At 71.2% G+C, this 18,894-nt stretch carries 17 protein-coding genes; 4 read left to right on the top strand and 13 right to left on the bottom strand.

What is annotated here, in order from left to right; translation table 11 throughout:
• Positions 1-20: 20 nt before the first annotated feature.
• Both DLJ59_RS16215 and DLJ59_RS16210 read left to right on the top strand, forming a co-directional pair.
• Positions 21-1,478 carry an ATP-binding protein gene (locus tag DLJ59_RS16215; protein WP_208648716.1) on the top strand — a complete coding sequence of 486 codons (1,458 nt, stop codon included), beginning with the start codon at positions 21-23 and terminating at the stop codon, positions 1,476-1,478.
• Between the two features lie 266 nt (positions 1,479-1,744).
• Complete coding sequence (locus DLJ59_RS16210) at positions 1,745-3,187, top strand: ABC transporter ATP-binding protein (protein ID WP_244236060.1); 1,443 nt, start codon at positions 1,745-1,747, stop codon at positions 3,185-3,187.
• A 42-nt stretch (positions 3,188-3,229) separates the two neighbouring features.
• On the opposite strand, the gene DLJ59_RS16205 is transcribed toward DLJ59_RS16210, so the two are convergent.
• The 8 genes from DLJ59_RS16205 to DLJ59_RS16170 form a co-directional block, all read right to left on the bottom strand.
• On the bottom strand, positions 3,230-4,801 hold the full coding sequence (locus DLJ59_RS16205) for a nucleotidyl transferase AbiEii/AbiGii toxin family protein (RefSeq protein ID WP_124773477.1): 1,572 nt from the start codon (positions 4,799-4,801) through the stop codon (positions 3,230-3,232).
• A 22-nt stretch (positions 4,802-4,823) separates the two neighbouring features.
• A complete protein-coding gene (locus DLJ59_RS16200) occupies positions 4,824-5,633 on the bottom strand; it encodes an SAM-dependent methyltransferase (RefSeq protein WP_124773476.1) in 810 nt (269 codons plus the stop codon).
• 170 nt (positions 5,634-5,803) lie between these two features.
• The gene (locus DLJ59_RS16195) at positions 5,804-6,313 is read right to left on the bottom strand and encodes an NUDIX domain-containing protein (RefSeq protein ID WP_124773475.1); all 510 of its coding nucleotides are present in this window, start codon (positions 6,311-6,313) and stop codon (positions 5,804-5,806) included.
• An 83-nt stretch (positions 6,314-6,396) separates the two neighbouring features.
• The gene (locus tag DLJ59_RS16190; RefSeq protein WP_124773474.1) at positions 6,397-7,038 is read right to left on the bottom strand and encodes an SRPBCC family protein; all 642 of its coding nucleotides are present in this window, start codon (positions 7,036-7,038) and stop codon (positions 6,397-6,399) included.
• On the bottom strand, positions 7,038-7,403 hold the full coding sequence (locus tag DLJ59_RS16185) for an ArsR/SmtB family transcription factor (protein WP_124773473.1): 366 nt from the start codon (positions 7,401-7,403) through the stop codon (positions 7,038-7,040). Before DLJ59_RS16185 ends, DLJ59_RS16190 begins: the two co-directional genes overlap by 1 nt.
• A gap of 28 nt (positions 7,404-7,431) precedes the next feature.
• Positions 7,432-9,522, bottom strand: a complete 2,091-nt coding sequence (locus DLJ59_RS16180; protein ID WP_124773472.1) for a xanthine dehydrogenase family protein molybdopterin-binding subunit — start codon at positions 9,520-9,522, stop codon at positions 7,432-7,434.
• Positions 9,519-10,502: an FAD binding domain-containing protein gene (locus tag DLJ59_RS16175; RefSeq protein WP_124773471.1), complete on the bottom strand. Its 984-nt coding sequence runs from the start codon at positions 10,500-10,502 to the stop codon at positions 9,519-9,521. The genes DLJ59_RS16180 and DLJ59_RS16175 overlap by 4 nt, the downstream gene beginning before the upstream one ends.
• Positions 10,499-11,014 carry a 2Fe-2S iron-sulfur cluster-binding protein gene (locus tag DLJ59_RS16170; RefSeq protein ID WP_208648721.1) on the bottom strand — a complete coding sequence of 172 codons (516 nt, stop codon included), beginning with the start codon at positions 11,012-11,014 and terminating at the stop codon, positions 10,499-10,501. Before DLJ59_RS16170 ends, DLJ59_RS16175 begins: the two co-directional genes overlap by 4 nt.
• Positions 11,015-11,140: 126 nt before the next feature.
• On the opposite strand from DLJ59_RS16170, the gene DLJ59_RS16165 reads away from it, so the two are divergent.
• On the top strand, positions 11,141-11,722 hold the full coding sequence (locus tag DLJ59_RS16165) for a nucleotidyltransferase family protein (RefSeq protein ID WP_244236059.1): 582 nt from the start codon (positions 11,141-11,143) through the stop codon (positions 11,720-11,722).
• Here the strand turns inward: DLJ59_RS16165 and DLJ59_RS16160 are convergent.
• The 5 genes from DLJ59_RS16160 to DLJ59_RS16140 form a co-directional block, all read right to left on the bottom strand.
• Entirely contained in the window at positions 11,709-12,377 is a 669-nt protein-coding gene (locus tag DLJ59_RS16160; RefSeq protein WP_124773468.1) for a TMEM175 family protein, read from the bottom strand. The genes DLJ59_RS16165 and DLJ59_RS16160 overlap by 14 nt on opposite strands.
• Before the next feature lie 108 nt (positions 12,378-12,485).
• Positions 12,486-13,862: a GH1 family beta-glucosidase gene (locus tag DLJ59_RS16155; protein ID WP_124773467.1), complete on the bottom strand. Its 1,377-nt coding sequence runs from the start codon at positions 13,860-13,862 to the stop codon at positions 12,486-12,488.
• A gap of 29 nt (positions 13,863-13,891) precedes the next feature.
• Positions 13,892-14,731: a carbohydrate ABC transporter permease gene (locus DLJ59_RS16150; RefSeq protein WP_124773466.1), complete on the bottom strand. Its 840-nt coding sequence runs from the start codon at positions 14,729-14,731 to the stop codon at positions 13,892-13,894.
• Positions 14,724-15,716, bottom strand: coding sequence for a carbohydrate ABC transporter permease (locus DLJ59_RS16145; protein WP_124773465.1), 993 nt, complete (start codon positions 15,714-15,716; stop codon positions 14,724-14,726). The genes DLJ59_RS16150 and DLJ59_RS16145 overlap by 8 nt, the downstream gene beginning before the upstream one ends.
• 70 nt (positions 15,717-15,786) lie before the next feature.
• Positions 15,787-17,085 carry an ABC transporter substrate-binding protein gene (locus tag DLJ59_RS16140; protein ID WP_124773464.1) on the bottom strand — a complete coding sequence of 433 codons (1,299 nt, stop codon included), beginning with the start codon at positions 17,083-17,085 and terminating at the stop codon, positions 15,787-15,789.
• A gap of 236 nt (positions 17,086-17,321) precedes the next feature.
• Between DLJ59_RS16140 and DLJ59_RS16135 the strand changes: the two genes are divergently transcribed.
• Complete coding sequence (locus DLJ59_RS16135; protein WP_124773463.1) at positions 17,322-18,521, top strand: ROK family transcriptional regulator; 1,200 nt, start codon at positions 17,322-17,324, stop codon at positions 18,519-18,521.
• The last annotated feature ends 373 nt before the right edge of the window (positions 18,522-18,894 follow it).

The following is an 18,894-nucleotide window of genomic DNA, read 5'->3' as shown; positions in this document are numbered from 1 at the left end:
TCGCGAGCCAAGGAGGCCCTGTGAGCACCGATTCTGACCGGCTGACCCCGGCGCAGATGCGCACCCTGTTCCTGTTCGAGTCGCTCGACGACGGGCAGCTCGACTGGCTGGCCGAGCGCGGACGGGTCGAGCAGCGCGCCGGCGGCACCCTCGTGTACGGCGAGGGTGAGCCCGCGACCTGTTTCTTTGTGCTGCTGCGCGGCGCGGTGGCGTTGAGTCGTCAGGTGCGCGGCGACGATGTCGAGGTCAGCCGGACCGAACAGCGTGGGGTGTATGGCGGGGCCGTCCAGGCGTACCTGGGTGATCAGGTCGACCAGATCTACCGCAACAGTCTGCGGGCGGTGACCGATGCGGACTTCTTCGTGTTGCCGGCGGAGGATTTCGCGGACGCCCTGCGGTCCTGGTTCCCGATGCCGATGCACCTGTTGGAGGGGCTGTTCTTCGGCATGCGGGACTCGCAGACAATCGTCGGCGAACGGGAGCGGCTGCTGGCGCTCGGTTCATTGTCGGCGGGGTTGACCCACGAGTTGAACAACCCGGCCGCGGCGGCGGTGCGCGCCACCTCGGTGTTGCGCGACCGGGTCGCCGGGATGCGGCACAAGCTCGCCATGATCGCCGACGGGCGGCTGGACGGCACCGCCCTGCACGGCCTCGTCGCGTTGCAGGAGGAGGCGGTCGCCCGGGTGGCCACCGCGCCGAAGTTGACCCCGATGGCGACCGCCGACGCCGAGGACACCCTCACCGACTGGCTGGAGGAGCACGGGGTCGATGGGGCCTGGGATCTGGCGCCGATCCTGGTCGGCGGTGGGCTCGACGTGGCCTGGTTGGTGCGGGTGAAGGCCGCGGTCGGGGCCGCGGACCTTGAGGCGGCGGTGCGTTGGCTCACCTACACGGTCGACACCGAGCTGTTGATGCGCGAGATCGGCGACGCGGTCACCCGGATCTCCGGGCTGGTGGGGGCCGCCAAGCAGTATTCGCAGTTGGACCGCGCCCCGCACCGGGTGGTGGACGTGCACGACCTGCTCGACGCCACGCTGGTGATGTTCAAGGGCAAGATCCCCGCCGAGGTCAAGCTGGTCCGCGAGTACGACCGGTCCCTCCCACCGGTCCCGGCGTACGCGGCCGAGCTGAACCAGGTGTGGACCAACCTGATCGACAACGCGTTGGGCGCGATGGGGGAGAAGGGTGTGCTGACCGTCCGCACCGGACGGTTCGGCGACCTGCTGGCGGTGGAGATCACCGACACCGGGCCGGGCATCCCGCCGGAGGTGCGTCCGCGCATCTTCGAACCGTTCTTCACGACGAAGCCGGTCGGCGCGGGCACCGGTCTGGGGCTGGACATCTCGTACCGGATCGTGGTGCACAAGCACCACGGTGACATCCGGGTGGAGACCGAGCCGGGGCGAACCACCTTCCGGGTCCTGCTGCCGATCGCGGAGGGCCCACCGGACGCGCCGGTCGACGCGCCTACTACCTAGAGGCAGTGGGTGATCGCTGCCAGTAGTCTCGGGCAGTGTTGGTGATCCCCGCCCCGAGGAGGGTCCGTGGAGTCGATGGCCCGCCAGCGCACCGCCGCCGAGGACGACCAGCCGGGCGACCCGCCAGCCGGCCCGATGCTGCCCGAGTTGGAGGATCCGGACTGGTTGCATCACGCGCACGAGTTCGCCCACACCGGCTTCTGGGCGGTGGCCCGCCGGCTACCCCGACTGGTTCGCGAGGCGGTCGGTCTGGCTTCGCCGAGGAGATGGACCGGGCTCGCGACCGCGGAATGGCGGAGGCCGCGTACATCGTCGACCACACGGTCAATCTGGTCACCGGCGTGGTCGGCATGCTCGCCACCGCCGTCGCGGTGACCGTCATCCAACCGCTGCTGCTGCCCTGCCTGCTGCTCGCCGCGGTGCCCCAGGCGATCACCGCGGTGCGGATGGCCCGCCGTGAGTACCTGGCGATGCTGGCCCGGATCACCCGACAACGTCGGATGTGGATGCTGGCCCACCTGATGGCCAATCGGCACACCGCCGCGGAGGTGCGCGCGTACCAGATGCGCGATTTCCTCCTTAGCGAGTATCGCGGCGTGATGGCCGTCGAGACCCGGGCCCAGCTGCGGTTGGTCCGCGCGCAGACCGGCACGCGGGTCGCCGGCGCGACCGTCGCGGGCCTGGCCACCTTCGGCGTGTACGCGGTGCTCGGCGGCCTCCTGCTGACCGGGATGGTGGCCCTCGCCGCCGCGGCCACGGCTCTGCTCGCCCTTCAGTCGGCGCGAAACAGCCTGGGCGTCGCGGTCGTCGCCACGAACTCGCTCTACGAGGACGCCCTCTACTACCAGGACTATCGGGACTTCCTGGCCCGTGCCCATGCCCGGGTGCCGATCGGTGGCGACCGAGTGGCCGACGCCGTCCAGGTCATCGAGTTGGACGAGGTGAGCCTGAGTTATCCGGACACCGGCAAGCCAGCCGTGGACCGGGTGAGTTTGACCGTCCGCCGGGGGGAGGTGATCGCGTTGGTTGGTGAGAACGGCTCTGGCAAGACCACCCTGGCCAAGCTGATCGCCGGGCTCTACCGGCCGACCGGTGGGGTGATCCGCTGGGACGGCGTCGACGCCGTCGAGCTGGACCCACGCGCCCTCGGTGGCCAGGTGGCCGTGATGACCCAGGAGTACTGGAAGTTCCCGTTCACCGCCGGGCAGAACATCCGGGTGGGGCGGCACGACCGCCCACCGGAGCGTTCCGGTCCGAGCATTCAGGAGGCGGCCGGCGCGGCTGCCGCACACGACATGATCGTCGGCCTGCCGAACAGCTACGACACGCTGCTCGACCGGGAGTTCAAGGACGGCCACGAACTGTCGGGCGGGCAGTGGCAACGGTTGGTCGCCGCCCGGGGCCTGTACCGGGACGCCGCGCTGCTGATCTGCGACGAACCGTCGGCGGCCCTGGACGCCCGCGCCGAACACGCCCTGTTCCAGCACCTACGCCGCAGCCCCGACCGGGCGGTCGTCCTGATCACCCACCGGCTGGCCAACGTCCGGCACGCCGACCGGATCTTCGTGCTGGAGCGGGGCCGACTCGTCCAGCAGGGCAGTCATGACGAGCTGATGGCGGCCGGCGGCCTCTACCGGGAGCTGTTCGAACTCCAGGCCAGCGGCTACCTGACCGGCCCCGCCGAACGCCGCCCCGCCGACACCCGCTGACCAGATCGCGCAGAGACCAGCCGAGGAGGCTGCGGACAGACCCTAGGTCCAGGCGCGGTCGAGGACCGTCGCCAGCCGATGTGTCCACTGCTCGACGGTGCCGCCGATACCCGGGTACTCGTCGGTGAAGTTGGCCCAGTCGACGCTCCAGGTCAGCACGGTCTCGGCGACGAAGCGGTCGGCTTCGAAGGCGAGATCCGGTCGCATGAGCCGGCGGACCAGGTCCAGGTCGACGGTGGTGGTTTCGGCGAGGAGGACCGCGTCGTAGAGATCCTTGCCCTGCGGATACGAGTCGGTGGCCAGCCACAGCAGCTTCCACGCCAGCGCCAGCGGGGCGGGTGCGGCCAGCATCGGCGCCGCGACACCCGGCAGCATGACCGTCTCCGGTGGGAGAGGGAGCTGTTCGCCGAAGACGATGTCGATCTGTACGTGGCCGTCCGGAGTCCCGGGCGCGCTGAACGGGACGACGAGGCGCCGGCCGTCGGCTCGCTCGTACGTCCAGATGGCGGCCTCGCTGATCCGGTCCGGTCGCAGGCCCGCATCCGGGGCGGCCCGGACGGCGGCCTTGACGGCGTCGAGTAGCGCACGGGCGTCGGCACTGTCGCTGGTGATGGTGTGCGGGACGACGACGAAGTCGAGATCGCCCGGTTCGCGGGCGCCGTCACCGACCTGGGTCGGCATGAGGACACTGCCGCGCAGCACCAGATGGCGGCTCTCGGGGATCGCCGCGATGACCGCCAGGACCTGTTGCATCGCGGCGCGCCGGGCGGTGGTCCACCGCTGACCGGTGGCGGCCACGAGGAAGTCGGGCTCACCAGCCCGGTACGCGTTCGGATACTGCCTGAGTGCCGGATCGAACGCCGCCCGCTGGCGGACGGGCACGTCGGCGGGCAGTGGGCGGTAGGTCGGCGGGAAGTCCGGCGAGCCCTCCGGTGCGGACCTCATAATGTTCTCGCGCTCCACCTCCCACTCGGTCACGCGGCTCTCGGGCACGTCCAGCCAGCGGTGGTCATGTGCCAGGTTGTTGTCGAACACGACGTACTCCTGCTCGACGGCGACGGCCTCGTGGCCGGCGGCGGCCAGGGTCGCGACGAGGTCGTCCAGGCGCTGTTTGGCGGTGGCGAGCCCGACGCCGTGGCAGCGTTGGTTGACGAACCGTTCCTGCACCCCACCAGCGTGTTCCCGGCGGGCGTTGCGGGACAGTCGCGCCCCGTGCGGCTCGACCAGATCGGTGAGCGCCAACACCTGCGCCACCACCGGGCCGGTCAGCAGCAGTTTGACGTGATGCTCGAAGTACCGGCCTTCCGGCTCCGTCGCCGCCTGTTCGTCGGACTGCGGCACACCGACGCACCACGGTGCCGCTTCGATCTTCGTGCGGTTCACGTACATACCGGTGGCCCGCAGCTCGCGTTGCCAGCGCTGCGCCACGGCCCGCTGCTCGACCAGCGTGCCGCGCCCGGTCAGGGTGAGCATCGGCTGGGAGGCGAAGGTGCCCCGGTCGAGCATGATGTGCACGAACTTCAGCTCGTGCCGGGCCGCGAAGGCAGACAGCGCGTCCGCCTCGTGATCCCGGACCGTGATGTGGATTTCGAAGTCCCCCGACACCTCACGCACCGGCGAAGTCTAGGCCAGGGCGTCAGAGCACGCGGGCGACCCCGCAGTAGCCATCGACCGCGGTCGGGGGCGTGCTGTCGGTCCGCCAGTGCCCCAGCGGCACGACACCCGGCTCGACGAGGTCGAGGCCGTCGAAGAACGCCGTGAAGTCCGCGACCTCACGCAGGTGGTACGGCAGAGCGCCGCTCTCGTTGTACTGCCGATGCGACTCGATGACCCGCTCGCTGGTAGCCGTACCGTCGGACATCGCCAGAAAGCTCCCCGATGGTAGGGACGAGACCAGAGCGTTGACGATGGCCCGCGCCTCGGCCGGCTTCTCGACGTGACCCATGACGCCCAGCATCATCAGCGCGATCGGCTCATCGAAGTCCAGTGTCTCGCGGGCACCCTGGACGATCTTCTCCAGGTCGCGCAGATCGGCGTCGACATACTGTGTGGCACCCTCCTGGCTGCTGGTCAGCAACACCCGGGCGTGCGCGAGAACCATCGGGTCGTTGTCGACGTAGACGACGCGCGCCTGCGGCGTGATCCGTTGGGCGACCTCGTGGGTGTTATCGGCTGTGGGTAGGCCGGTACCGATGTCCAGGAATTGGCGGATCCCCGCCTCTGCGGCGAGATAGGTGACCGCTCGTCCGAGAAACGCGCGCGAATACCGTGCGGCCTCGACGATTTCCGGGAAGACCGCCCGTACCTGTTGGCCGACCTCGCGATCCGGGACGAAGTTGTCCTTACCGCCGAGCCAGTAGTTCCACACCCGTGCCGAGTGCGGCACTGTCGTGTCCAGTTTGGCGGCCGAACCTCCCACCGGCTGCTCAGCTTGGTCCTGCGACATGTCCGTCTCCCCTTACCAGCCATACGACGTCGAGGCCGTAGCCTAGCGGCGCGGCGGCACCCGCATGGTCCTGCAGATCGACCAAACCCTTGTCCCCTGCTGCCTGATGACGGCAAGGCCATGGTCAGAGGTCGTCAGGTCACCCGCCGCGGCCGGTGCCGTCGGTGCCGTCAGGAAGTGGGTGTCAGGAACTCAGCCAGGACCCGGGTGTGGGTGGAGAAGGCCAACTCGACCGGGTCGGTGAGCACCAGCCACTCGGTCGCCTCCTCGGTCGGTGTCGAGGGCGGCAGCTCCTCCGCCGCCCGTTCGGGCAGCACCCCGAAGACCATCATCGTTCCGCCCGCCGGCGCGCCGTGCACCGCGAACAGGCGGGCGTCCTCGGCCGCCGCGATCAGGCCGGTCTCCTCCCGCAGCTCACGCACGAGCGCGTCGGACCACTCCTCGCCGTACTCGATGAAGCCGCCGGGCAGCGCGAGCAGGCCGCGGGCCGGCTCGATGTCCCGGCGGACCACCACCACACCCAGGCCCTCGGCCGTGCGGACCGGCAGCACCGCGACCGCCACCGGCAGTGGGTTGCGCCAGACGGTCTCGCCGCAGACCGCGCAGATTCGTGGCCATCCGACGGCCGGCGGGTAGGCGGCGCCGCAGTAGGAGCAGTGCGAGTACGGCGTGCCGGTCATGGCGCAGCACGTTACTCCGACCGCCGTCCAGGCTGCCGCGCCGCCACCCCGCTCCGCGGTCAGGCCGCCGCCCCGCTCCGCGGTCAGGCCGCCGGGGTGCCCGTGTAGAAGGCGGTGGTGCGTTCGGCGGCGGCCTTCGCCTCGTCGGCGTCGGTGCCGGCGGCGATGCTCGCCTCGCACCACAGGTGGCTGCTCAGCTCCATGGCCCGCCGTCCCTCGGCGGAGGCGGTCCATTCGGCGCCCTGCTCCGGGGTGATCCCGCCGCCGTCGGCGGCCAGGTGCGAGGCGAGGCCGAGCAGCCCGAGGTCCCAGCCGACACCGACCGCGCCCGGCCCGAACTGGGCCCACCGGTCCTGGTCGACGTGCGCGATGTGGTCCAGGTCGAGGCGGGCCCGCTCGCCGTCGACAGCGGTGACGCTCACCTCGATCCAGCTCACCTCGCCGCCCATCTCCCAGGTGGCGGTGAAGCGGTGCGGCGGCTCGCAGCTTTCGATGGTGCCGTGGGCGTTGCCCTCAAGTTGGTACGTGCCGCCCAGCCGCAGATCGCCGGAGATCGGCAGGAACCAGCGCGGGATGCGCTCCGCGCTGGTGCAGGCGTCCCACAGGTCCTCGACCGTCGCCTGGTAGGTCTGACTGATCGTGGTGACCCGCGCCTCGCCGGCTTCCAGGGTGCGGCTGCCGACCTTCCGCTGGACGGCGTTGATCTGCTCGGTGGCGTCGAACATCAGGTGTTCCTCTCGTCGGATGGGTCGGCGGGCCCGTGTAGTCGACGGTCGCGTCGGCCTCGGGCCAGCTCGGTGGCGAGTGCCGCCAGGGGTGGGGCCCAGAACCGGCGGAAGTGCTCCAGCCAGCCGTCGACCTCGCGCAGGGGGCGTGGGTCGACCGCGTAGAGCCGCCGGGTGCCCTCCGGCCGCACGGTGGCGAAGCCGTTGTCGCGTAACACCCTGAGGTGCTGGGACACGGCGGGCTGGGAGATGCCGAACTCCTCGCGGATGACCGCGCTGACCGCACCGGCCGTCTGCTCGCCGTCGGCGAGCAGCTCCAGGATGCGGCGCCGGACCGGATCGCCCAGCACGTCGAAGGCGTGCACGTCGACAGTTGTATCACTGACGGCTTATTTAAGCCAGTTCCGATACTCCGATGAGCTTGTCCAGCCGGATCGGCAGCTCCCGGATCCGTACGCCGGTCGCGTGGTGCACCGCGTTGGCCACCGCCGCCGCGGCACCGACGATGCCGATCTCGCCGATGCCCTTCACCGCGGCCGGGTTCAGCTCGTCGTCCCGCTCGTCCAGCCAGTACGCCTCGATCGACTCCACGTCCGCGCAACCGGTGATGTGGTAGGTGGCCAGGTCGTGGTTGACCCAGTCGCCGTACCGCTCGTCGAGCAGACCCTCCTCGTGCAGCGCCATCGACAGCCCCATCGTCATGCCGCCGATGAGCTGGCTGCGGGCCGTCGTCGGGTTCACCACCCGCCCCGCCGCGAACACGCCGAGCATCCGGTTCAACCGCACCTCGCCGGTGTCCGCGTCGACCCGCACCTCGACGAACTGTGCCCCGTACGCGTACCGGGGCAGCGCCGGCTGGCTGCCCACCTCCTCGGTGGTGTCCGCCTCGGCGGTCACCTCGCCGGTCGGCGGCACGCCGTCGCGCAGCTTCTCGCGCAGCGCCTGAGCGGCCCGTATCACCGCCCAGCTCCAACTGGAGGTCCCCATCGAGCCCCCGGCCACCGGGGCGGTCGGCAGGGCGCTGTCGCCGATGCGGATCTCCACCCGCTCCGGCGGCACCCCGAGCGCGTCGGCAGCCACCTGCCAGATCGCCGTCCGCGCGCCGGTGCCGATGTCGGTGGCGTTGACCCGCACCAGGAAGCTCCCGTCGGGCCGGGCGGTGGCCGTCGCCGAGGATGGCCGGGCGCGGGCCGGGTAGCTCGACCCGGCCACCCCCGTGCCGATCAGCCAACGCCCGTCGCGCCGCGACCGGGGTGACGGATCACGGCCGGTCCAGCCGAACCGTTGTGCGCCCTCGCGCAGACAGGCCACCAGGTTGCGGCTGGTGAACGGTCGCCCCTGGTCGGGGTCGACATCGGTGTCGTTGCGGATCCGCAACTCCACCGGGTCGATGCCGACGGCGACGGCCAGCTCGTCCATCGCCGACTCCAGGGCGTACGCGCCGGGGCACTCGCCCGGAGCGCGCATCCAGAACGGCGTGGGCACGTCGAGGCGGACCAGCCGGTGCGTGGTGCGGCGGTGCGGCGCGGCGTACATGCTGCGGGTGTAGACGGCGGTCTGCTCGGCGAACTCGTGGATGGTCGAGGTCTGGCTGATCGCGTCGTGGCAGATGGCGGTGAGCCGGCCGTCGGTGTCGGCGGCGAGGCGGACCCGCTGGATGGTGGGGGTGCGGTAACCGACCGGCCCGAACAGTTGTTGGCGGGTCAGCGCCAGCCTCACCGGGCGGTCCACGTGTCGGGCGGCGAGGGCGGCCAGCACCACTGCGGCCTTGGCGTACCCCTTGCTGCCGAAGCCGCCGCCGACGTGCTGCGCGACGACCCGGACCGACTCCGGAGGCAGCTCGAACAGCTCGGCCAACGTGGCCCGTACCGACGACGCGCCCTGATTGGAGTCGTGCACCAGCAGCCGTCCGTCGCGCCACTGCGCCGTCGTGGCGTGCGGCTCCATGGGGTTGTTGTGGTACGCCGGAGTGCGGTACGTGGCGTCCACCCGTACCGGGGCGGCCGCGTAGCCGGCGTCGAAGTCACCCTCGGCGGTGTCCGTCGGATAACTGGGGTTGACGTGGTCCGGCTTGTACAGGCCCGGGTGGTCATCGGTGAGCACCGTGCTGTGCGGGCCGGTGTCGTAGTCGATCCGGACCAGCCGGGCGCCCTCGCGGGCCGCCTCCAGGCTGGTGGCCACCACGACGGCGACGTACTGCCCCCGGTAGTGCACCGCCGGCTCCTGCAACAGCCACAGCTCCGTCTGCTGGCTGGGCGCGATCCGCGGCGCGTTGCCGTGGTGCAGCACGGCCAGCACGCCGGGCGACGCCAGCGCCCGCGTCGTGTCGACCCGGGTGATCCGACCCCGCACCACCGCCGACGGCACCGCCCAGCCGTAGGTCACCCCGTCCACGGGGTACTCCACCGCGTACCGGGCCGTGCCGGTGACCTTCTCGCGTCCCTCCAACCGGGGGTACGCGCGGCCGACCGCGTCGGTGCTCACGACGACGCCAGCTCGGTGAGCGCCCGCACGGTGATGGCCCGGGTCAGCGGCAGCTTGAACCCGTTGTGCCGCAGCGGGCGCGCCTGCGCCAGTTCCGCGTCGGCGGCCCGTGCCGCCAGGTCCGGGCTGAACGGACGGCCGCGTAGCTCCTCCTCGGCCCGGTACGCCCGCCACGGCCGGTGCGCCACCGCCCCGTACGCCAGGCGCACGTCGCGAACCACGTCCCCGTCGAGGTCCAGCACCGCGGCCACCGACCCCGCGGCGAAGGCGAACGAGGCCCGGTCGCGGACCTTGAGGTACGTCGAGCGGCGCGCGGCCGGCAGTGGCGGGAGCCGGACGGCGGTGATCAGCGTGCCCCGGGCCAGGGTGGTCTCCCGTTCCGGGTGGGTGCCGGGGGAGCGGTAGAGGTCGGCGATCGGGATGTCGCGGGGCCCGTCGGGCTCGTGCACCTCCACCACGGTGTCCAGGGCGGCCAGCGCGACGGCCAGGTCGGACGGGTGGGTGGCCACGCACTGCTCGGACCAGTCCAGCACCGCCAGGTCGCGGTTCTGGCCGTGCAGGGCTGCGCAACCGCTACCCGGCTCCCGCTTGTTGCACGCCTTGCCGGTGTCCTGGAAGTAGACGCAGCGGGTGCGCTGCAACAGGTTGCCGCCGGTGGTGGCCATGTTGCGTAGTTGTCCGGAGGCGGCGGCGAGCAGGGCGCGGGCCAGCACCGGGTAGTCGCGGCGCACCACCGGGTGGGCCGCCAGGTCGCTGTTGCGGACGGTCGCGCCGATCCGCAGCCCGCCGTCGGGCAGCTCCTCCACGGTGTCGAGTGGGAGCCGGGTCACGTCCACCAGCACGTCGGGGCGCTGCACCCCGAGCTTCATGAGGTCCACCAGGTTGGTGCCGCCGCCCAGGTAGGCGGCCTGCGGCTCGGCGGCCAGCACGGCGACCGCCTCGGCCACGTCGGCGGGCCGGTGGTAACGAAAGGCCCTCACCGCGTCGCCGCCGTCCCACTGGCACCCGCCGTCTCGCGCACGGCCGCGACGATGTGCGGGTACGCGGCGCAGCGGCACAGGTTGCCGGCCATCCGCTCGCGGATCTCCGCGTCGGTCAGGTCGGCGGGCGAGTTCAGGTCGCCGGTGACGGCGCTGGGCCAACCACGGGAGACCTCGTCGAGCATGCCGCGGGCGGAGCAGAGCTGCCCGGGGGTGCAGTAGCCGCACTGGAACGCGTCGTGCGCGATGAACGCCGCCTGCAACGGGGACAGCTCGTCGGGCCCGGCCAGCCCTTCGACGCTCACCACCGACCGGCCGTCCACTGTCACCGCGAAGACCAGGCAACTCTTCACCCGGCGGCCGTCCAGCAGCACGGTGCACGAGCCGCACTGGCCGTGGTCGCAGCCCTTCTTCGCCCCGGTCAGGTCGAGGTGTTCGCGTAGCGCGTCGAGCAGGGTGGTGCGGTTGTCCAGGGTCAGCTCGCGGGACGCGCCGTTGATCTCGACCGTCACCCGGGACGAGTGCCGTTCGTCGATCGTCGTCGTGTTCTCCGGTCCGCCCTGCACCGGCCCAGACTAGCTTTGTCGGTATATCCCGGGGCGAATAACGCAAAGCCCTTCGTACGGGAGGTGACCACGGTGACCGCCGGACTGCTGCTGGCCGCCGGCGCCGGGCGGCGCTACGGCCGGCCGAAGGCGCTGGTCGAGCTGGACGGCGAGACACTGGTGCGGCGCGCGGCCCGCCTGCTCGCCGACGGTGGCTGCGCACCCGTGCACGTGGTGCTCGGCGCGGGCGCCGACGAAGTGCCCGACCTGCCCGGCGCGGTGCCGGTCCGCCACGACCGCTGGCCCGACGGGCTGGGCTCATCGCTGCTGCGGGGCCTGGCTTCGCTGCCGGCCGACGTGCCGGCCGTCGTCGTGGTCCTGGTCGACCAACCGCTGCTCAGCCCGGTCTCGGTGCGCCGGGTGCGCGCGGCGTACGCCGACGGCGCTGTCGTCGCGGTCGCCACCTACGCCGGCCGCCGCGGGCACCCCATCATGTTGGCTCGGGAGACCTGGCCGCTGCTGAGCGCTTACGCCGTCGGCGACCGGGGCGCCCGCGACCTGCTGCGCGACCGACCGGACCTGGTGGTCGAGGTGGCCTGTGACGACGTCGGCTCCCCGGTCGACGTGGACACCCCGGCCGACCTGCTCCGACTTCGTCCGGTCAGCGACGGGTGAGCCAGCGGGGCAACCCCTCGCTGGTGACAGCGTGATAGGCGATCATGACGATGACGCCGATCAGGCCCAGCACCGGACTGACGAACCAGCCGAGCAGACCACTGAGCCCGTACAGGATCAGGCCGGTGATCGGCCGCAGCCGCTGCGCTCGCACGTACCCGGGGCGGACCCGACGGTCGAGCAGCGCCGGGTGCCGGTGCAGGTAACTGAAGAACACCAGCCAGGGGGCCGACATCAAGGCCGCGGCCAGCGCGTACAGGGCGACGGCCGCGCGCTGGTCGTCGGTGTCGCCATGAGTGAACGCCGACGCCAGCACCGCGGTGGGGAAGGGAATGATCACCGCGCCGAAGAGCACGGCGAGGTTGATCCAGCTCAGCGTGAGTGTGGTGCCACGGATCAGCCGCAGCAGCGCGTGATGGTTGAGCCAGAGCACCCCGACGTAGACGAAGGACACCACGAAGGCCAGGTAGGAGGCGCCCTCGCCGAGCAGACCGGTGAGCAGGTCGCCCTCGTGGTACTCGGGTACCCGCAGCTCGATGACCAGCAGCGTGATGACGATGGCGAAGACACCGTCGCTGAAGGCCGTCATCCGGTCGGTGGCGGACACCCGCCCCCGGGCGCCGGGCTGCTCGACCTCGTCAGGTGCTGCGGACACTGCCGCAGGCTAGCCACTGGGCAACGGGACCGGTGGCGGTTTCGTCCGATCGGGGCGGCAACGGCCGCCCGGGATGTCCACCCCGGGCGGCCGGCCGCACGCCCCCGTTCACGCCACCGGCGTCGCGCTGCCGGTCGTGCGGCCAAGCCGATGGTGGGCGCGGATCAGCTCGGCGTAACGCAGACCGCTCGCCTTCACCGTCCGACGCTGGGTGGCGTAGTCGACGTGCACCAGCCCGAAGCGCTTGTCGTAGCCGTACGCCCACTCGAAGTTGTCCAGCAGCGACCAGACGAAGTAGCCGTCCAGGGGAACCCCCCGGGCTGCCGCCGCCGCGCACGCGGCCAGGTGCTGCTCCAGGTGGTCGGTGCGCTCCTTGTCCTCCACGGTGCCCTCCGCGGTGACGTCGTCCGGCCACGCCGAGCCGCTCTCGGTGACGATGATCCGGCCCGGCCGGTACTCCTCGTGCACGTCAACGAGCAGCCGCTCCAGGCCCGCCGGGTACACCTCCCAGCCCATCGCGGTCTCCACCGAACCGGGCACCGGCACCTGCCGGGCGTACGGGGCCGCGCCGCTCGGGTCGTCGACCACCAGTTGACGGAAGTAGTAGTTCACCCCGAGGAAGTCCGTCGGGGTGGCGATCGTCGCCAGGTCGTCGCCGCGTACCGGTGGCTCCACCCCGTAGGTGGCGATCATGTCGGCGGGGTAGCCGCGCCCGTGGATCGGGTCCAGCCACCACCGGTTGACGTGCCCGTCGGCCCGGCGGGCCGCCGCGACGTCCTCGGGCCGGTCGGTCGCCGCCTCGATCGGGCTGAGGTTGAGCACCAGACCCACCGAGGCCGGCCGGGCGGCGTTGGCGCGGATCGCCTGGGTGGCCAGGCCGTGCCCGAGCAGCACGTGGTGCGAGGTGTGCACGGCGCGGGTCAGGTCCCGCTCGCCGGGGGCCATGTTCCCCTCCAGGTGCCCGATCCAGGACACGCAGAGCGGCTCGTTGACAGTGCACCAGTCGGCGACCCGGTCACCGAGGCGGCCGGCGACCACCGCCGCGTAGTCGGCGAACGCCTCGGCGGTGGCGCGCTCCGGCCAACCGCCCCGGTCCTGCATCACCTGCGGCAGATCCCAGTGGTAGAGCGTGACGAACGGCCGGATCCCGTCGGCGAGCAACGTGTCGACGAGCCGATCGTAGAAGTCCAGCCCAGCGGCGTTGACCCGCCCGACGCCGTCGGGCATGACCCGGGGCCAGGCCACCGAGAAACGGTACGCGTCCACGCCGAGGCGGCGCAGCAGCGCCAGGTCCTCCGGCCACCGGTGGTAGTGGTCGCACGCCACCGCTCCGGTGTCGCCGTTGTCGACCTTGCCGGGGGTCGCCGAGAAGGTGTCCCAGATGGACGGCGCCCGGCCGTCGACGTCGACGGCCCCCTCGATCTGGTACGCCGCCGTGGCGACACCCCAGAGGAAGTCGGGTGGCAGCTTGGACAGGTCGGGCACGGGTCGGTTCTCCTCTGGGGTTGGATGACTCACTTGACCGCGCCGGCGGTGAGGCCGGCGACGAAGTACCGCTGTAGGGCCAGGAAGCCGACGACGACCGGGACGCTGACCACCAGCGAGGCGGCCATGATCTGGTTCCAGTAGACGTTGAACTGGGTGGAGTAGCCCTGGAGGCCGACGGCCAGGGTGCGGCTGCCCTCGTCGGTCATCACCGAGGCGAAGAGCACCTCACCCCACGCGGTCATGAACGCGTACACGGTGACCGCGACGACGCCGGGCACCGCGGCCGGCAGGATGACCTGGAACAGGGTGCGCAGCGGACCTGCGCCGTCGACCTGCGCCGCCTCGTCCAGACCCCGGGGGATCGAGTCGAAGTAGCCGACCAGCATCCAGATCGAGAACGGCAGCGAGAACGTCAGGTACGTGATGATCAGGCCGGTCCGGCTGGCGTACAGCTCGATGCCGGTGGCGTTGCCCAGGTTGACGTAGATGAGGAACAGCGGCAGCAGGAACAGGATGCCGGGGAACATCTGCGTGGACAGCACCGTCACCGAGAAGACACCCCGGCCGCGGAACCGGTACCGGCTCACCGCGAACGCGGCGAAGATGGCCACCGCCACCGAGCAGATCGCCGCGATGCTCGACACCACCAGGCTGTTCACCAGGTACCGGGCCAGCGGCACGGTGCTCCACATGTCGATGAACGGTTGCAGGGTGGGCCGACTGGGCCACCAGGTGAAGCCGTTCTGCACGTCCTGCAACGGCTTGGCCGCCGAGGTGACCATCACGTAGAGCGGGATGACGACGAAGAGGGCGAGCAGGGTCAGCACGATGCGCCGGCCCCAGCGCTCACCGGCGGTCTCACGCATGGTCGTCCCTCCGACGGTTGGTGATCAGCAGGTACGCGGCCGAGACGACCAGCAGGAACAGCAGCAGCGCCACCGACATCGCCGACCCGGAGCCGAAGTCCCAGGTCTTGAAGGAGCTGCGGTAGATGTGGATGGAGATGAGGTCGGCCTGCTCCGGAGCGGAGCCGCCGAACAGCACGAACGGGGTGTTGAAGTCGTTGAACGTCCACAGGAACAGCACCAGCAGCAGCACCAGGTTGACCGGCCGCAGCATCGGCAGGGTGACCGAGCGCAGCCGGCGCCAGAAACCCGCGCCGTCGATCGCGGCGGCCTCGTACAGCTCGCCGGGCACGTTCTGCAACCCGGCCATCAGACACAGGAACGCGAACGGCCAGTTGCGCCAGACCGACACCACCAGCAGCGACCAGAAGCTGTTGTCGCCGATCAACCAGAACGGCCGGTCGTTCATCAGCCCCAGCTGGTCGACGAGCACGTGGTTGACCAGGCCGGTGTCGCGTTGCAGCAGGAAGCTCCAGGTGATGACGGCGGCGTAGACCGGCAACGCGTACGGGGTGAGGAACAGCGCCCGCAGGATCGCCCGACCCCGAAACGGCCGTTGCAGGACGACCGCCGCCGAGATGCCGAGCAGCCAGGCGAACCCGACCGAGAGCAGGCTGTAGGCCAGGGTGACCCAGAACGAGTGCAGCAGTTCCTTGCCCGCTGCGCTGTTCAGGTCGAGCGTCGCCCGGTAGTTCTCCAGCCCGATGAAGGGCGCGGTGGACCAGTTGCGGATGTGGAACTGGGTCAGCTCCAGCAGGCTCATCCAGACCCCGACCACCATCGGGATCACGTGGATGGCGAGTTCCAGCACGACGGCCGGGGCGAGCAGCAGGTACGGCAGGAGCGAGCGGCGGGGGCCGCGGGGCCGGCGGGCCGGCCCCCGGGCCGGCGACCCGGCCCGGGGTTCGCGCTGGTCGGCGTCCGGCGCGGTGGTGCTGGTTGCCATCGGGGTCCTCTCGGAGGCGGTGGCCGTGGCCGGGCTCAACACCCGACCACGGCCACCGGTGACGCCTGGGTCAGCGCATCTTCTGCTGCGCGTCGGTCAGCTTGGCCTTCACCGACTCCTCGGTGACCGGCTTGCCGCTGGCCGCGTCGGCGAACAACTCCTTCATCGCGGTGCCGACCAGGGTCTCGAACGTGCTCTCCTCGGGCACCTGCGGCAGCGGGGCCGCGGTGGTGACCAGGGTCTCCTGGATGCTCTTCTGCTCGGGGGCGCTGAACGCCGGGTCGGAGGCCGCGGTCTTCACCGCCGGCAGCGAGCCGTACGTGCGGTTGAGGATCGTCTGCTCCTCGTCGCTGGTCATGAACTTCACGAAGTTCAGCGCGCCGTCGCGGTTCTTGGTGTGCTTGAAGACCGCCATGTTGATCCCGGCGACCATGCTGTTGACCTTCTTGCCGCCGGCCGGTGGGCTGGCCAGGAACGGCACCGGGGCCACCCCGTACGCGTCGGCGGGCATGTTCTGCGTCTTCAGGTTCGACCCGGCGGACTGCCACAGCAGCATGGCGGCCTTGCCGTTGGCGAAGTCGGAGACCGACTGGTTCTGGGCGTACTCGGCGTTGCTCGGGTTGGTGATCTTGTCGGCGGCCATGAAGTCGATGTACCGCTTGATCGCCGAGACGTTCTGCGGGGTGTCGAAGGTCGGCTTGCCGGCCGAGTCGAACCACTCGCCGCCGTACTGCTGGCTGAAGGTGAAGGCGTGGTGGGCGTTCTCGGACGGGTTGGCGCCCTCGATCGCCAGGCCCCACTTGCCGCCGGTGCTCAGCTTCTTGCCGTACTCGGCGAGCTGTTCCCAGGTGGTCGGCGCGGCGGTGATGCCGGCGTCGGCGAACGACTTCTTGTTGTAGTACAGGCTGTACGCCATGCTGTAGAGCGGCACGGCGGCCGGCGGTTTTCCGGGGGCGCCGGCGGCGGCGAGCGCGGCGGGCACGATCCGGTCCTTGCCGCCGACGGCCTGCAGGGTGGCGTCGTCGAACTCGACCAGCGCGCCGGTGGCCTGCAGCGACGCTGACCAGGTGTTGCCGATGTTGACCACGTCCGGGCCCTGGCCGGAGGCGGCGGCCGCGAGTAGCCGGTTGAGCAGATCCGACCACGGGACCACCTCGAGGGTGACCTTGATGCCGGTCTGCTTCTCGAACTTGTCCAGCTCGGGCTGGAGGGTCGTCTTGTCGGCCTCCAGGCTGGCGCCCTGGTTGCTGGCCCAGTAGGTGAGCGTCTTGGGTGACGCGGCGGAGTCGTCGCCGGAGCCACCGCAGGCGGTCAGCGAGGCGGCGGCCAGTACGGCGGCGGTGAATATCCCGAGGTGTCGTCTCGACACGGGTCAGCCCTTCCGGTGCGTGGTGGGGGTCCGCTGGCCTTCGTCGCCGATAGGGGTCGGGCGACGGGGGCCGGCTGCGGGCAGGGTTTCGGGGGTGCGCCGTCGGGGTCCGTCGGCGTTTCCCGGGAGTTACATCACGGCTTAATTTATGTCGTCATTAAAGTTGTTGGCCGGTGGGTCGTCAAGCACGAGGCGGTTACAGTCGCCTCGAACGGCCGACAGGAACGAGGTGACGAGTGGAGCTGGCGCGTGCCACCAACCGCAGCGTGCGGCTGCGCAACCGGTCCGCCCTGCTGACCAAGCTCTTCCTCGATGGCCCGCTCACCCGGCAGGACCTGGTGCGCAGCACCGGGCTGAGCCAGCCCGCGGTCAGCAACGTCGTGGCCGACATGATCGACGAAGGGTTGGTCGCCGAAGCCGGTGCCGCCGAGTCCGACGGCGGCCGGCCCAGCATGTTGCTGCGGATCGAGCCCCGCTTCGCCTTCGTGGTCGGCGTGGACGTCGGCGAGACCCGGGTCCGGATGGAGCTGTTCGACTTCGCGATGACCCTGCTGGCCAGCGTCGAGTACCCGCTCGACCCGGCCCGCACCGAGCCCGACCTGGTGGCCGGGCACGTGCTGGCCGGCATCGACGCGGTGACGGGCCAGGCCGGGGTGGCCCCCGGCGACGTGCTCGGCGTCGGCATCGGCGTCTCCGGCGTGGTCGAGCAGGGCGTCGAGGCCGTCGTGCACGCCCAGGCCCTCGGCTGGGACCGGGTGCCGCTGGAGCGTCTGATCGCCGCCGGCACCGACCTGCCGCTGCACATCGACAACGGCGCGAAGACGCTGGGCCAGGCCGAGATGTGGTTCGGCGCCGGTCGCGGCGCCCGGCACGCCGTCTTCGCGCTGGTCGGTTCCGGGGTGGGTGCGTCGGTGGTGACCAACGGCGCCACCTACCGGGGCGCGTCCAGCAGCGCGGGGGAGTGGGGGCACACCACACTGGTGTACGGCGGCCGGGCCTGCCGGTGCGGCGCGCGCGGCTGCCTGGAGGCGTACGTCGGCGCGGAGGCGATCATCGACCGCTACCGCGAGGCGCGCCGGGGTCGAGCGGTGCCGGGCGAGGACGAGGAGTCCCAGCTCGCCGCGCTGGTCGCCGCCGCCGATACCTCGACCACCGCCCGACGGGTGCTGGACGAGACCGCCGGTTACCTCGGCGCCGGGGTGGCCAACCTGATCAACCTGTTCAACCCGGAGCGGGTGGTGCTCGGCGGCTGGGCGGCGATGGCCCTCGGTGACCTGCTGCCGGCCGTCCGGGAGGCCGCCGGCCGGCAGGCGCTGCGCCAGCCGTACGAGCAGGCGTCGATCGAGCTGTGTCGACTCGGGGTGGACGCGGTGGCGCTGGGCGCGGCGACGCTCCCGATCGCCCGCTTCCTCACCGAGGGTGGCGTCCGCCGCTGAGCGGAAGCGACCGTGCCAGCGCCCAGCAAATTACACAAAACCTGATCCTCGGGATAAATAACAGAGTTATAGATCGATGTCTTGACGCCGTCGCAATCTCGCCGCAACACTCCTACGAGAGCGCTCTCCGACCCGCGACGCCGCATCGGCGGCACCACCCACGGCGCCACGGGGCGAGCCGATCCCATCCGCGCGGCACCCCCGTAACCCCCTATCGACAGGCGATGTCATGACATCTCATGCAACATCCGTACGCCCGCGTCCCCGCCGGGCCGTCCGGCACCTGCTGGTCGGGCTCACCGTCGCCCTGGTCGCGGCACTCACCCCGACCGGCGCCACCGCCCCCGCGCAGGCCGCGCCCACCCTGCTGTCC

Source organism: Micromonospora inaquosa (assembly GCF_003857055.1).
In the GTDB taxonomy this organism is placed as follows: Bacteria; Actinomycetota; Actinomycetes; order Mycobacteriales; family Micromonosporaceae; genus Micromonospora; species Micromonospora inaquosa.
The sequence above is the reverse complement of the archived record's forward strand: the minus strand, read 5'-3'. Positions and strand labels throughout refer to the sequence as shown.

Coding starts and splice junctions, on each gene's coding strand:
- DLJ59_RS16195 (WP_124773475.1), bottom strand. CDS start 6,313: ATGACCGGCACGCCGTACTCGCACTGCTCCTACTGCGGCGCCGCCTAC.
- DLJ59_RS16145 (WP_124773465.1), bottom strand. CDS start 15,716: ATGGCAACCAGCACCACCGCGCCGGACGCCGACCAGCGCGAACCCCGG.
- DLJ59_RS16200 (WP_124773476.1), bottom strand. CDS start 5,633: ATGTCGCAGGACCAAGCTGAGCAGCCGGTGGGAGGTTCGGCCGCCAAA.
- DLJ59_RS16150 (WP_124773466.1), bottom strand. CDS start 14,731: ATGCGTGAGACCGCCGGTGAGCGCTGGGGCCGGCGCATCGTGCTGACC.
- DLJ59_RS16190 (WP_124773474.1), bottom strand. CDS start 7,038: ATGTTCGACGCCACCGAGCAGATCAACGCCGTCCAGCGGAAGGTCGGC.
- DLJ59_RS16210 (WP_244236060.1), top strand. CDS start 1,745: ATGGACCGGGCTCGCGACCGCGGAATGGCGGAGGCCGCGTACATCGTC.